The organism is Streptomyces sp. NBC_00859 (assembly GCF_045161865.1).
GTDB lineage: Bacteria > Actinomycetota > Actinomycetes > Streptomycetales > Streptomycetaceae > Streptomyces.
On the sequence record NZ_CP108826.1, the window covers coordinates 5,193,232 to 5,206,671 of the forward strand.

12 protein-coding genes are annotated in these 13,440 nt (G+C 65.1%); 8 read left to right on the top strand and 4 right to left on the bottom strand.

Annotated elements, in window-relative coordinates:
• Positions 1-45: 45 nt before the first annotated feature.
• Both OG584_RS22745 and OG584_RS22750 read right to left on the bottom strand, forming a co-directional pair.
• A complete protein-coding gene (locus OG584_RS22745) occupies positions 46-264 on the bottom strand; it encodes a DUF397 domain-containing protein (RefSeq protein ID WP_405780481.1) in 219 nt (72 codons plus the stop codon).
• Positions 243-1,088: a helix-turn-helix domain-containing protein gene (locus tag OG584_RS22750; protein ID WP_405780482.1), complete on the bottom strand. Its 846-nt coding sequence runs from the start codon at positions 1,086-1,088 to the stop codon at positions 243-245. Before OG584_RS22750 ends, OG584_RS22745 begins: the two co-directional genes overlap by 22 nt.
• A gap of 207 nt (positions 1,089-1,295) precedes the next feature.
• Between OG584_RS22750 and OG584_RS22755 the strand changes: the two genes are divergently transcribed.
• A complete protein-coding gene (locus tag OG584_RS22755; RefSeq protein WP_405784229.1) occupies positions 1,296-1,961 on the top strand; it encodes an ATP-binding protein in 666 nt (221 codons plus the stop codon).
• 159 nt (positions 1,962-2,120) lie between these two features.
• Positions 2,121-3,062 carry a YDG/SRA domain-containing protein gene (locus tag OG584_RS22760; protein WP_405780484.1) on the top strand — a complete coding sequence of 314 codons (942 nt, stop codon included), beginning with the start codon at positions 2,121-2,123 and terminating at the stop codon, positions 3,060-3,062.
• Positions 3,063-3,119: 57 nt separating this feature from the next.
• Here OG584_RS22760 and OG584_RS22765 read toward each other — a convergent pair whose 3' ends face one another.
• Positions 3,120-6,254: a DUF3427 domain-containing protein gene (locus OG584_RS22765; protein ID WP_405780486.1), complete on the bottom strand. Its 3,135-nt coding sequence runs from the start codon at positions 6,252-6,254 to the stop codon at positions 3,120-3,122.
• 552 nt (positions 6,255-6,806) lie between these two features.
• On the opposite strand from OG584_RS22765, the gene OG584_RS22770 reads away from it, so the two are divergent.
• Positions 6,807-8,417 (top strand): APC family permease, encoded by a 1,611-nt coding sequence (locus tag OG584_RS22770; RefSeq protein WP_405780488.1) that lies wholly within the window; start codon positions 6,807-6,809, stop codon positions 8,415-8,417.
• A 134-nt stretch (positions 8,418-8,551) separates the two neighbouring features.
• On the top strand, positions 8,552-8,857 hold the full coding sequence (locus tag OG584_RS22775) for a YrhK family protein (RefSeq protein WP_405780490.1): 306 nt from the start codon (positions 8,552-8,554) through the stop codon (positions 8,855-8,857).
• A 57-nt stretch (positions 8,858-8,914) separates the two neighbouring features.
• On the opposite strand, the gene OG584_RS22780 is transcribed toward OG584_RS22775, so the two are convergent.
• Positions 8,915-9,910, bottom strand: a complete 996-nt coding sequence (locus OG584_RS22780) for an SEC-C metal-binding domain-containing protein (protein ID WP_405780492.1) — start codon at positions 9,908-9,910, stop codon at positions 8,915-8,917.
• A 77-nt stretch (positions 9,911-9,987) separates the two neighbouring features.
• Between OG584_RS22780 and OG584_RS22785 the strand changes: the two genes are divergently transcribed.
• The 4 genes from OG584_RS22785 to OG584_RS22800 all read left to right on the top strand — a co-directional run bounded on the left by OG584_RS22785 (position 9,988) and on the right by OG584_RS22800 (position 13,360).
• The gene (locus OG584_RS22785; RefSeq protein WP_405784231.1) at positions 9,988-10,815 is read left to right on the top strand and encodes a class E sortase; all 828 of its coding nucleotides are present in this window, start codon (positions 9,988-9,990) and stop codon (positions 10,813-10,815) included.
• A gap of 117 nt (positions 10,816-10,932) precedes the next feature.
• Entirely contained in the window at positions 10,933-11,181 is a 249-nt protein-coding gene (locus tag OG584_RS22790) for a DUF3311 domain-containing protein (RefSeq protein ID WP_405780494.1), read from the top strand.
• A complete protein-coding gene (locus OG584_RS22795) occupies positions 11,178-12,755 on the top strand; it encodes a sodium:solute symporter (protein WP_405780496.1) in 1,578 nt (525 codons plus the stop codon). The genes OG584_RS22790 and OG584_RS22795 overlap by 4 nt, the downstream gene beginning before the upstream one ends.
• 290 nt (positions 12,756-13,045) lie before the next feature.
• A complete protein-coding gene (locus OG584_RS22800) occupies positions 13,046-13,360 on the top strand; it encodes a DUF6412 domain-containing protein (protein WP_405780498.1) in 315 nt (104 codons plus the stop codon).
• Positions 13,361-13,440 lie beyond the last annotated feature (80 nt).

Consider the following 13,440-nt stretch of genomic DNA (forward strand, 5'->3'; position numbering starts at 1 on the left):
GGGAGTGCACGAGCGGCTCCGCGCGGCCGTGCCCGCCGTGGGGCTTCAGCCGAATTGCTCTGCGCGCAGCGCTCCTATGAAACCTGCCCAAGCGGGTCCACTCACAGTGAGCCGGGCGGCACTCGGCTGCTTCGAATCCCGCACCAGCGTTCCGTCGCATGCTGGTGCGCACTCGACGCACTCTGTGCCGCTCCCCCCGCTGAAGGTCGATTTGAACCAGCGAGGTTCCGGCCCCTTGGTCATTAACTCTCCTTGGCCACGCATCGGATGAGGTCGGCGGAGGCGTCGATGTCGAGTGCCTGCGCACAGAGATACTGGAAGGCCAATCTATAGCGTTCGATTTCTCTCGGCTTCTCCATGAACAGGCCGCCACCGATGATGTCCACGTACACGACATCCAAGTGAGCTGTCTGGCCGCCAAGGATGGTGAAGCTGCCTACGGCTGCGGCGTGTGCTCCGGTGCTGAACGGCAGGATCTGGACCGTGATATCGGGGCGATCGGCAACCGTCAGCAAGTGCAGGAGCTGATCCCGCATCGTGTGGCGGCCGCCAACCCTGCGACGGATGGCTGCCTCGTCAATGACCGCCCAAATGTGCGGCGGATGTTCACGTTTAATGAGTTCCTGCCTCTTCATCCGGATATCGACCATGTGCTGCACCTCCTGCTCGGTGCAACGCATTTCGGAGGCGCGGTGGACGGCTTCGGCGTAGGCCCGGGTTTGGAGAAGCCCTGGCACGTACATGCAGGCGTAGTGTTCCTCGCTGAGCACCTCATCTTCCAGCGTGAGCATGAGGTTCATGGACTCCGGGATGGGGTCGGCCAGAGAGCGCCACCACCCCTGGATCTTGGCGCCCTTGGCCAGCTCGACGAGGGCCTCGCGCTCCTCGTCGCTGACGTCGTAATGACGGCAGAGCGCGTCAACAGTGGGCCACTTTACGGAGCCCTCCTTGGTCTCATATCGGCTCAGCGTCGCCTTGGAGACGCCCACAGCCGAGCCCGCCTCTTCGAGGGTGAGGCCCTTGCGTTCCCGTAGGCGGCGGAGATCCGAGCCCAGCTGACGTCTACGTGTGGTGGGACCAACGGCCATGTGTCCAGCCCTTCATGTCGAACTCCCGCTGAGACTGCCGCTGTGGCGCCAACGCGGCAAGACGGCGTACGCCGGGGGCGCGTGTCACCGCCCAGCGCTTCGCACAGCCCTAAATGAGAGTTCCATTTTGAGAGTTCCACTGCCACTCTCAGTGAGGGAGTCATTGCGTGACGCTAACAAGCCTTCAGTATCAAGGGGTTGACGTACATGAACGATTGTCGCTGTGGGGTCCAGCGCAAGAGTTGGGAGCTCGCCTTCTCGGCGGAACCGGAGGAAGTGGCCGGTCTCCGTAACGTGATGCGGTTGCACCTGGGCCTGTGGGGCCTCCAGGAACAGATTGAGACGGCTCAGCTGTGTGTCAGCGAGCTGACAGCCAACGTCATCAGGCATGTCGGCCCCGGCACACCGACAACGCTCGCCGTCTCGATGAACGGCACGTACCTGCGTATTGAGGTTCACGACCCTGACACCCGCGCCCTGCCCACATTGATCGCCACAAGCGAGGACTCTGAGGCAGGCAGGGGCATGACGCTGGTCGACGCGATGGTGGACCGCTGGGGCGTCCAATTGCGCGCGGATCGAAAGGTCACTTGGTGCGAGCTGGCAACGGGGCTCGTCTCGGAGAATCGGGAGAACGGCCACAGTGAAGGCGCGGGGGTGGCGAGAGCGGAAGCGATGCTCGCTGTGTACGGAGCGACGAAGCTGCCTCGCTCCGCGACCTCGACGGTGTTGAGCGTGGCAGTAGCGGAGGCGGCTGCGATTGATGTAATCGCTGACTTCCTCCACTGGCTCCGTGCTCATGGGTGCGACCCGGACGAGGCGTTGGATCGGGCGCAGAGACACTTTGAGGCTGAGCTACGAAAGGCGCTGTAGGTCGGACAGCAGGACTCATCGAGGCCGGCGAACGGTTCGAAGACGGGTCGTCCCGAAGGGTTCGTGTGTGACAGACGTGAACAGGTCATCAAGCGCTCGAAATTAGCCAAGGTTCGATCAGGGGGCCGTTCAGTTGGTCGAGGTCGCCAACATGTTCGGATGTCGCCCTCGAACGGTTCACCCAAGAAGATCTATTTTGGCCCGCCTCCTGGCGTCCTGGAGGGGCAGACGTTCGCTTCGCACAACGAGTTGTATGCGAAGAATGTGCATCGCCAGCGAGGCGCGGGGATCTCGGGGACGGCCGCTGAAGGTGTGGACTCCATCGTGGCCAGCGGAGGGTACGCCGCTGACGAGGACTACGGCGACACCATCATCTACACCGCCCGAGGAGGAGATCGTGACAAATCGGGCCACATCACCAAGGATCAGGAGTTGGCCGGGTCCAACGCAGGGCTGGTCCTGAACTTCAGGGAAGGGCTGCCTATTCGGTTTGTCCGAGGGTTGGGCATAGTAAGCGGCAAGGCGCGCAAGGGGTATGAGTACGCCGGGCTCTATCAAGTCGACGACTACTGGGGTGTTCGTACAGCGCGGGGGCACCTGATGTGGCAGTACAGGTTGGTCAAGGATGGGATCGAAGATCCCTTGCAGACGGCCACCGGAGTATGCGGGGATCCTGATCGCGACGATTCGACCGATCTTGAGCGCTCGGTTGCGAAGTACATCAGCACGCAGCGAAGGGTGCGCAATACGAAGCATGTGCGCGCCATAAAGGCGCTGTATGGGAATACGTGTCAGATGTGCAGGACTACCCTCGCTGTGGGGTTGGACGGTGCTACGTACAGCGAGGGCGCACACATACACGCCTTGGGAGCGCCACACCTCGGGCCGGATGAGCCGGATAATATCCTGAGTCTGTGTCCAAATTGTCACGTGCTCTTCGATAATGGAGCCCGGCTGATCACTGATCGTTTCGAGATTGTCGATGGTCTGACGCAACAGGTAATTGGCGATCTCTATGTGAAGCATGATGTGCACAAGGTGAGACGAAAGTATCTTCGGGCTCATCGGCGTCGCTGGGCCGACCGGAGTGGCGAACTTTAGGGGTCCTTGCACTATGAGCGCACGACCCGGGCAGGCGCAGTGCAAGGACCCCTTAGGTCATCCTGCCGTGAGCGCCGAGTACGACCAGACATCAGCGGGAAGGTCGCGGTCGAGTCTCCACGTGATCGCCATCGGGTTGTTGCCTTGGTGCTTGAGGTATTGGGCCGAGCCCAACAGCATCCATGGGTGTGCCTTGCCGATGTCAGTGTCCTTGTATCGGCGAAGGAACAGGAGGACGTGACTTCCGTCAGCAACGTGGTTTCTGTAGCGGCGCCCAGTGGGGGAGTCCTCCCGAGTGCTGTTCTGCGACTCCCAGTGGAATTGTGTCGGGCTGACCGCAAAGTCCTTGTATCGGACCGTCGGCGAGAAGTCTTTCTCGTCCTTTTCTAGAGTGATCAGTAGTGCGTCGGATTGGAGCTCTTCGCTCCATGTCACGCCCTGAGCGAATACTCCAGGCATCTGGCCGCCAAACTTGGCAATGTTCATCGCGGCCAGGATTTCGGAACGGTTGTACCAGCTGTGTACTCGCAGAGGGAGGTGGCTCTGTGGGGCAGGCAGTCGGGTGGCGACGTGATCTGCCTGGTCAAGCCCATGATCAAGGATTTGCCTGAGCTCTCGGCGTAGATAAGGCTGGCCTCCCAAGGAGTTGAGCCCTTCGCTGTAGCTCGTAAAGCCACCACCTTTGTCCCACAGGGTAAAGAACAACATGCGGGCGAAGGCTTGATGCTCTGGATCAAGGTCATTGTAGTTGGGGGCGTCGTCACTGAGGAGCTGAGAGTACGCGCTCACCCGGTCGGGGTCGTCGACGTGAAGGAAAGCATGCGCGCGCTTCAGGAGTTCGTCCTCCCCGTTTGGGGAGGGGTCTTCAAGGAGCCTCGCGTGTCGGAGGATGCGTGTCCACGAGTTCTTTCCTTTGTAGAGCTCCCTGATATCGCGGCGGCTCTCGCGGAGATAATCAGCCAAGTCGTGCTGGGCGTACTCACGCACCTCTTTGGCAAGAGCGTTGATGTCGAGCTTCAATTGCTTGCGGATGTTGTTGAGGATCAGGTCTTTTGCCTGCGGCTCTAGGATGATGTCGCAGCCTGATGGAAGTTGCGGAAAGTCGTGCTCTATGTGCTCGACGAGGCGACTTCTCGTAAAGCTGGTTAGGGCCTTGAACTGCTCCTCGAAGCGGAACTCTGCCCGATGTTGGCCGATGAAATCCAGGACCGTCAATACCGGCTTCGACACAGTACGTCGAAGTCCTCGCCCCAACTGTTGAAGGAAAACAGTTGCACTGCCCGTCGGCCTCAGAAGGAGAAGAGTGTCGACATCTGGTACATCAAGACCTTCGTTGAAGAGGTCAACCGAGAAAATTACTTGGATTCTTCCAGCTTTGAGAGCGCCAAGTGCATTGTCTCTCTCCTCACTTGATGAGTCACTGTCGAGGGCTACGGCGGAGAAGTTGGCCTTGCGGAAGAAGTCGGCCATGAAGTGGGCATGGGCCTTGGATACGCAGAACCCCAAGGCGTGCATGGTGCCGGGGTTTGCAAGCTTCTCCTGAATAGCTTTGACGACGAGACGTGCGCGAGCGTGGTTTCCAGTGAAGACATTGCTCAGCGCGCCCTGGTCGTAGGATCCACCCTTCCAGGTGACGCTGGTGAGGTCGGTTCCGTCGGGAATCCCGAAGTAGTGGAAAGGTGACAGGAGGTCATTCTCTAGGGCTTCCCATAGCCGCAGCTCTGCCGCGATGCGGCCGTCGAAGAACTCGTCCTGAACGTTCTTTCCGTCCATCCGCTCCGGTGTAGCGGTAAGCCCCAACAGCTCCCTCGGCTGGAAGTGTTCGATGATGCGCCGGTAGGTGTTGGACGTGGCGTGATGGAACTCGTCGATCACCACTACGTCGAAGTGGTGGGCTTCCAACTCGTCTAGGCGTGTGGCCGTGAGGGACTGGACACTGGCGAAGACGTGCTTCCATTCCTTCGGCCGCTGCCCCTGATAGAGGAGTTCCCCGAACGATGGATCGTCGAGCGCCTCTCGGTAGGTGCGCAGTGACTGCTTCAGGATCTCCTTGCGGTGCGCGACAAAGAGCAGCCGCAGGTCGTTCTCTTCCGCCTCATGGAGGAGGCGCTTGTAGTCCAACGCCGCCATGACGGTCTTACCCGTGCCCGTGGCGGCGACGAGTAGATTCTTATGGCGGTCGTGAACCTCGCGCTCCACACGGAGCCGCTCCAACATGTCTTTCTGGTGGGCGAACGGATGCATTTCAAGTCCGGACAGGCTGATCTTGAGATCGTCTCCGCTCCGTTGCCCACCTGCCTGAGCTAGGGCGTCATCGAGTCGCTGCCAGTCAGTCTCGGGTCTGTACAACTCGAATGCGCTGTCATTCCAGTAGGAGTCGAAGGTGCCCTCGAACTTGTCCAGTACGGGACGTGTGGCGACGGCAGACAGTCGGACATTCCACTCCAGCCCGTCGAGTAGCGCAGCTCGGGACAGATTGGAGCTGCCTACGTAGGCCGTGTCGAATCCCGTATTGCGACGGAAGAGCCATGCCTTGGCGTGAAGGCGCGTGGATCTGGTCTCGTAGTTGATCTTTACTTCTGCACCGAAGTCCCGGACCAGCCTGTCGAGTGCGTGACGATCCGTGGCACCCATGTAGGTGGTGGTCACGACACGGATGGGGACTCCACGATCCCTCGCCGATCTGAGGGAGTCTTCCAGAACACGCAAGCCGTACCACTTAACGAAGGCGCACAATAGATCGACTCGGTCAGCTGTGGCGAGCTCCGCGCGAAGCTCGGTCCCCAGGCTCGGATCTTCAGGAGCGTTGGTGAGGAGAGCAGTCTCGGAGAGCGGCGTGAGAGGCCTGATGGCGTAGACGCCCTTGCTCTCCTGCCTAGCCAGCGCCATTAGTTGGCGGGGGCCCTCTGCGATGACTTCCACTGCTTCGGCATCGGAGTCGGTGGGAAGTGACTGCATGATGCGGTTGGCAGCGTCGATTCGATCTTTGTGCGGCAGCCCTCGTAAGGCCCGCTGTACGGCTTCACCTACATATTGAGCCAGCACATGGGGGGAAGACGCGTCGCTCACGTCGGAGGTGATGGCAGCCCAACCGCCAGCAGCGAGTTGGTCGACTTCGTCTTGGAGTCGATCGGTCAGCAGCCGTTCGTACACGCCGGCTACTGGCTGTGCGCGGTCCCCCGTGTTGGTCACGTGCGTTCCCTTCGTGAGCGTGGCACGTTGTGCAAGTCGTGCCCTCAGTCTTAACACCCGCTACTGACAGCGCCGCGATCTTCGGTGAGGAAGCTGCGGTCCTGGCGCACCGCCTGTGACCACATGCCCGACACGTCTGATGTGCCGTCGGGATCAGCGAAGGCCGCTGCCACGGCAGGGGCCTTCGCCGTGCAGCGGGGACAGTACGGCCATGTTGATCACCGTGATTTGTGCGGACTGACCAGGAGGCGGTGGTCGCAGGTCACAGCACGGTTTAGGTGTCGATCTACCGGCCTTGCACGCCGCCTTCTGGGTAGGTGCGCGTTACAGGAATGCCGATCTCTCTCGGTGAGTGGCGTGCGGAGCGGATGTATCGCCTCCCGTCGCGTTGCCCCCGGAGGGCAGTCCCCGGCCCGGTCAAGTGGTTGTGCGGAAGAAGCCGTAGAACCGACGGCCTGGCCAAGCCGGGGCGCAGGGACAAGGGGATGCCGTATGGCCGATATATCCAATCCTCCGAGCGGATCCTCGGAGAAACCAAGGCTACGGCGAGACATGGGCCGGATCAGCCTGTTGTTCGCCGGTGTGGGGTCGATCATCGGCTCTGGCTGGCTCTTCGGCGCGCTCAATGCGGCCAGGCTGGCTGGGCCGGCCTCGATCTTCTCCTGGGCGATCGCCGCGGTGATGATCCTGCTCATCGGGCTGTGTTTCGCCGAGCTGGGGACCATGTTTCCGGTATCCGGTGGAGTGGTGCGTTTTCCGCATATCTCCTTCGGGTCGTTCGCCAGCTACACCACGGGATGGATCAACTGGATCGCCGCGGCGACCGTAGCTCCCATCGAGGTGGAAGGCGCCCTTCAATACGCCACCAAGTGGGCGGACTTCACCCAATTCCATCCCAAAAGCGGGGCGCACACCCTGACGCCACTCGGTTATGTGATCGCGGTCATCGCGATGGCGTTCTTCGTGGCGTTGAACTACTTCGGTATCCGTTGGTTCGCGCGGGTCAACAACGCGCTGGTCTGGTGGAAGCTGGCCGTCATCATCCTGGTGGTCGTCTCCTTCGCCGTCACGGCGTTCCACGGCCGGAACTTCACCGCTGCGGAGTACGGCGGGTTCGCGCCGGGTGGGATGAAGGGCATTTTCACCGCCATCTCGACCGCTGGAATCACCTTCTCCTTCCTCGGCTTCCGACAAGGCGTCGAGCTGGCGGGTGAGACGGACAACCCCAAGCGCAACGTCCCGTTCGCGGTCATCGGTTCGGTGCTGGTCACCGGAGTGATCTACATCCTCCTTGAGATCGCCTTCATCGCCTCGGTACCGGGGCACGATCTGAAGTCCTCCGGCGGCTGGCTCAGCCTGACGTTCGCCAACGACTTCGGCCCGCTGGCCGCGATCTCCAGTGCCATCGGGCTCGGCTGGCTGGCGTACGTCCTGTACGTCGACGCGGTGATCTCTCCCGCGGACACCGGACTGGTCTACACGACGGTGACGGCCCGTATCTCGTATGCGATGGGGCGGAACGGGAACGCGCCGGAGGCGCTGACGAAGACGACCTCGCGGGGGGCGCCGATGATCAGTCTGGTCGTCACGTTCGTGCTGGGGCTGATCGTCTTCCTGCCCTTCCCGAGCTGGCAGCAGCTGGTCGGATTCATCACCTCTGCGACGGTGCTGTCCTTCGGTTCCGGTCCGCTCGTGCTGGCTGCGATGCGGCGCCAGATACCGGACTGGAACCGGCCGTTCCGGGTGCCCGGCGGCGATGTGATTCCGTTCCTCGGGCTGTACTCGGCGAACCTGATCGTCTACTGGGCCGGTTGGAACACCAACTGGAAGCTGTTCGCGACCATCGGCATCGGCTTCGTTCTCCTGGCCATCTTCGAGATCACCGACAAGGGCCGAGCCCCGAAGCTGGACTGGCGGGCGGGTCTGCCGTGGCTGGCGCCGTGGCTGGTGGGCCTGGCCGTCATCAGCTGGGTGGGCGATTACGACGGCGGCCTGGGGTACATCGGGCTCGGCTGGGGCTTCCTGGTCAACCTGGTTCTCGCCGCGGTCGTCTATCTGCTGGCGCTGAGGTTCAGGCTCCCGGCGGCACGGGTGGAGCGCCATATCGAGGAGGCCCGCGCCGAGGCCCGGGTCGAGGAAGAGGAGCTGGGGCGGGCGGAGTAACGGACGCCCGTCCTGCGGTGGTGAGCGGCGCCGGCTCGGGCGTCGCTCGCACCACCCGGCCCGGCGGCGGACTTGTGTCGCCCGCCCCGGGGGGAGGCCCGTGTAGGCGGGGGTGCGCCGCGTAGCGTGGCTGTATGAGTAGTACAGGCATGCGCTCTGGCACGTTGACGCTGCACATCGGGCGTGAGGAAGTGGCCCTCCGGCGGCGCTACGAGGTTGCCAGCATCCTCAACGACATCCTGGTCGCCGTGTGGTTCATCGTCGGAAGCGTGATGTTCTTCTCCGACGACTGGACCGTGACGGGGACGTGGTGTTTCCTCATCGGCAGCATCGAGCTGCTGGTCCGCCCGGTCATCCGCCTCTTTCGGCACCTGCACATTCAGCGTGTCCGTTCCTCCGCCGGGAACGGGCAGGTCTCTGACTCCACGCAGGATTACTAGGGTCACGGCCCGCGGCCGGCTCACTCATAGCGCCACGGGAAACGTCCAGTAGGGCCCCTACGCCCCATGGCACCCCCGGTAAGCCCCTCCCGACCCGCACCAGCACACCGCGTTCCGTGCCGGGGGCCAGGAGATGGCGCGGCCCCGGGCTGCCAGCGTCGTCGCGTACTGGGGGAGCAGGGCCGTCTCCGACGGGGAGGCCGACTCCGAGGCGGCGAAGGCCTCGTACGAGGGGATGCTTCCGGTCACGATGCCCAGGTTCGTGGTGCCGGCCGCCGCGAGTTCCCGCAGGGCCGCTTCGATCTCGATCAGGTGCGTCGCGTGCGAGGGGTACTCCGCCTCCAGGACCGGGTACGCCGCCACGAGTTCGGTGAGTTCCGGGGCCTGCCAGTGCAGTACCGCCACCGGGAACGGGCGGGACAGCGCCGCCCGGTAGGTGCCCAACTCCGACTGGAGGCGGGCGATTTCCGCGCGGAGTACCGCCGGGTCGTTCGAGCCCAGGGCCCACAGGCGGTTCGGGTCGTGGAGTTCGTCGAGGCTGATGTCGCCCGTGTGCAGGGAGTCCGCCAGGGCGTCCCAAGCGTCGTGCTCGTTGCCCAGGGCGCGGCTCACGCGGTGGCGGCCCGTGAGGAGGGCCTGGGCCGCGTACGGGACGTCCTCCGCCGGGTCGACCAGCAGGGTCAGGGCCTTCGTGAACGTGGCGTGGGCGGCGTCCGGTTCGTCGTGGGCCTCCAGGGTCTCCGCGACGATGGCCCAGGGGGCCGGGTCCTGCGGGGTGGAGGCGCGGATGCCGTCGATCATGGCGCGGGCTTCCGCCTCGTGACCGTATTCCCAGAGGTTGGCCGCCTGCAGGGCCTTGATCAGGGCGAGGTTCTCGGCCGGGCCCGCCAGGAGCCGGTCGTAGAGCGTCGTGGCGCGGGCGCGGTCGCCGGCCAGTTCCAGGTGGGCCGCGGCCTGGAGCAGCAGCGGTTCCTGGTCCTCCGGGTACTGCTCGGCGGTGCGGAGCAGGCGCTCGGCTTCGGCTTGGTGATCGGCGGGAGTGTCGGGGCGCATGCTCCACACCGTACTGCCGGACGGGGCTCTGGAGACTTCGGGATCCAGCGCTTATCGTGCCGCCCGTGCAGCAGCCGATGCGGGATGCGATACCGGTAGTGGTGCAGCGGGCGCCTTCGCGGCGCCGCACCGCCTTCGCGCGCGGGTTGTGGACCGGCGCCGAAGTCACCATGACGCTGGGGCTCGTGGTGCTGCTCTTCGTCGTGCACCAGCTGTGGTGGACCAATCGCGAGGCCCGGCAGGGCGCCGCCCATCAGGTCCAGGCCCTGGAGCGTCAGTGGGAGGGCGGCCCGGGGCGCGGGAGCGGCGCCGGTGACGGGGATGTGACTCCGGCCACTCCGTCGCCCGGCCCGGATGCCGGTTCCGGTTCCGGGGCCGGCTCCCGCGACAGTTCGGGAAGCCGTACGCGGTCCGCTGCCGGGGGCGGTCGGCGGGCGGCCCGTGCCCCGGCCTGGGACAAAGCGTTCGCGGTGATCCGGATCCCGCGTATCGGGATCACCGCTCCCATCGCTCAGGGCGTCAGCAAGCAGAATGTGCTCAACAAGGGCTATGTGGGGCATTACGTACAGACCGCGGGACCCGGCCAAGCGGGTAACTTCGCGCTCGCCGGGCACCGCAACACCCATGGCGAGCCCTTCCGTTACATCAACCGGCTGCGCCACGGCGACACCGTGACCGTCGAGACCGGCAGCGCCGTGTACACCTATGTCGTGGACAAGGGGCTCCCGCAGACCTCTTCGCGCGACGGCGGGGTGATCGCCGCGGTGCCGCGCAGCACCGTCAGGCCGCAGTACGGGTACAGCACGCCCGGCTACTACCTGACGCTGACGACCTGCACACCCGAGTACACCTCCCGGTACCGGCTCGCCGTCTGGGCCACCCTGCGGTCCATGCGGCCGCGTTGACCGTACGCGAGACCACCGCCACGGCCTCCCGGACGGGGGCGGTACCGGCCGGATCCGGCCCGGCCGGTTTCCCTGAGCCCGTGATCGGCGGGACCGGCAGGGCCTAAGGTCTCTGACGTGCTCAGACGTCGTCCTCAGTTGTTGTGGCTGCTTGTGCCCTTTGTGCTGTTCCTGGGGGCGGTGCCGTTCGTCAATCGCGTGCGGCCCGTTCTGCTCGGACTGCCCTTCCTGTTCCTCTGGATGATCGCGGCGACGCTTCTCACGCCGCTCGCCGTCTGGCTGACCCACCGCGGTGACCGGCGCGCGGACCGGCATGCGGGCCGGCATGCGGGCCAGGACGTGGACCCTCGGGGTGATCGCCGGTGAACGCCGCTGTCGCCACCTCGATCTTCGCGGTTTTCATGGTCGCGACCGTCGTACTCGGCCTGGTCGCCGTCCGCGGTGGCCGGACCGGCGGGCTCGCCGAGTGGTCCGTCGGCGGGCGGAGTCTGGGTTCGGTCTTCATCTGGGTGCTGATGGCCGGCGAGGGCTACACCAGCTTCAGCTACCTCGGCGCGGCCGGCTGGGGCTACAACTACGGGGCCCCGGTGCTGTACGTGGTCGCGTACATGTCCTGCGGGTACGCGATCGGTTACGTCGTGGGCCCGACGCTGTGGGCGTACGCCAGGCGGCACGGCCTCGTCTCGATCACGGACATGATCGCGCACCGTTACGGCAAGCCCTGGCTCGGCGCCGCCGTCGCCGTCCTCGCGACCGTCTTCCTGCTGCCGTACATCCAGCTCCAGATCACCGGCATGGGCGTCGTCGTCTCGACCATCTCCTACGGCGCGATCAGCCTCAACTGGGCGTATTTCGTGGCCTTCGCAGTCACCACCGGGTTCGTCGTGGTCAGCGGACTGCGGGGGAGCGCCTGGGTCTCCGTCCTCAAGGACGCACTCGTCATCGGCACGCTCGCCTTCCTCGCCCTCTACGTGCCACTGCACTACTTCGACGGCTACGGGGACTTCCTGCACCGCGTCGTCACCGAGAAGGGCGACTGGCTGACGTTTCCCGGCCACGGGGGCGGCGGAGCGGGCGGCAGCGGACTCGGCCAGGCCTGGTACGTGAGTACGTCGCTGCTCAACTCGCTGACCGTGGTGATCTTCCCGACCACCGTCGCCGGGTATCTCGGGGCGCGCAACGCCGACGTGCTGCGGAAGAACGCGGTCTGGCTGCCCGCGTACAACATCCTGCTCTTCGTCCCGATGTTCCTGGGTCTCGCCGCTCTGTTCGTGGTGCCGCACCTGACCGGCACCGACTCCAATCTGGCGCTCTTCAAACTGGTGGTGGACTCGCTGCCCGCCTGGGCCGTCGGCGTCATCGGGGTCGCGGCAGCCCTCTCCTCGATCGTTCCGATGGCCATCTTCATGCTGGTCATCGGAACGATGTGGGGGCGCAGTGTGCTCTCGCTCGTACCGCGGTGGCGCGAGCGGCAGAAGGGCGCGTCGCAGTGTGTGGTCGTCGTGGCGGGCGCGCTGGCGCTGCTGCTGACGTACACCGCGCCCAACACCCTGGTACGGCTGTCCCTGATCTCGTACGAGGGGATGGCGCAGCTCCTGCCGATGCTGCTCCTCGGGCTCGTGTGGCGTCGGCTGACGCTGCTCGGCGCGGGCAGCGGTCTCGTGGTCGGTGTTGGTGTGGTCTGCGCGTTCGTCTTCAGTGACCACGATCCGGTGTGGGGCGTGAACGCGGGCATCGTCGCGCTGGGCGCCAATCTCGTGGTCGCGCTCGCCGTGACGTACGCGGGGCCGCGCGAGCGCGACGCACGGCCGGACGAGGAGGTGCTCGCCCGGGATCCGATCGGAGTCACCGGCGGTGGGACCGGCAGCGCCGTTGGTGGCGCCGGCAGTGGTGAGCACGGTGGTGAGGGCGGTGCCGGTGGCCGCGAGGGGGGAAGCTGACGTCCCCGTCCGGAACCGAACCGGCCTCCGGGTCTTCGAGCCGGCCGGCCCGGCCGCTTCGCCGGGGACGGCGGGCCAGCGGCGCGGGTGGAGCAGCAGTGGCAGAGGGGCTCGTCCCGGAGCTGCCAACCCGGTCGGCCGCGCGCTCCTGGGGCCGCGCAGGCTGCTGGAGCCGATTGAAGCGGGTCGTGTATAACGGCTGGAGATACGTTTTTCATCGTGGAGTACTCAGCACGCGGCATGGAGCACCCGGTGCCCCCGTGACGCGGACACCGGAAGGGGTGGGAGACATGGCCGGTCGGCTCGTGCGACTGCCCCGTCCCGCGGTGGCGCTGCTCTTCCTCCTCTTCGCTCAGGCGATGCTCGTCGAGGGCGGCACGCTCTCCTCGGCCGTCGCACTCGCCGCCACCGCCGCTGTCGGGTCGGCGCTCGCCGCCTGCGCGCTCATCACCTCACGCAACGCGCCCGCTGTGCCGCGCACCCGGATCCGTACGGCCATCCGAGACCGTGAGCGCCGTACGGCCTTCCTGCCGCAACGCGATCCCGACGCCTCGGGCAGGCCCAGGCCCCGCGCACCCGGTCGTCCCGTCCCGACGGCCGCCTAGGACTCCCTCCGCACCACGTCTGTGCACGGTTCTCCGCTGCGGTCCGTCACGCCGACATGTCTTCCTGTCCGGCCCGCGAC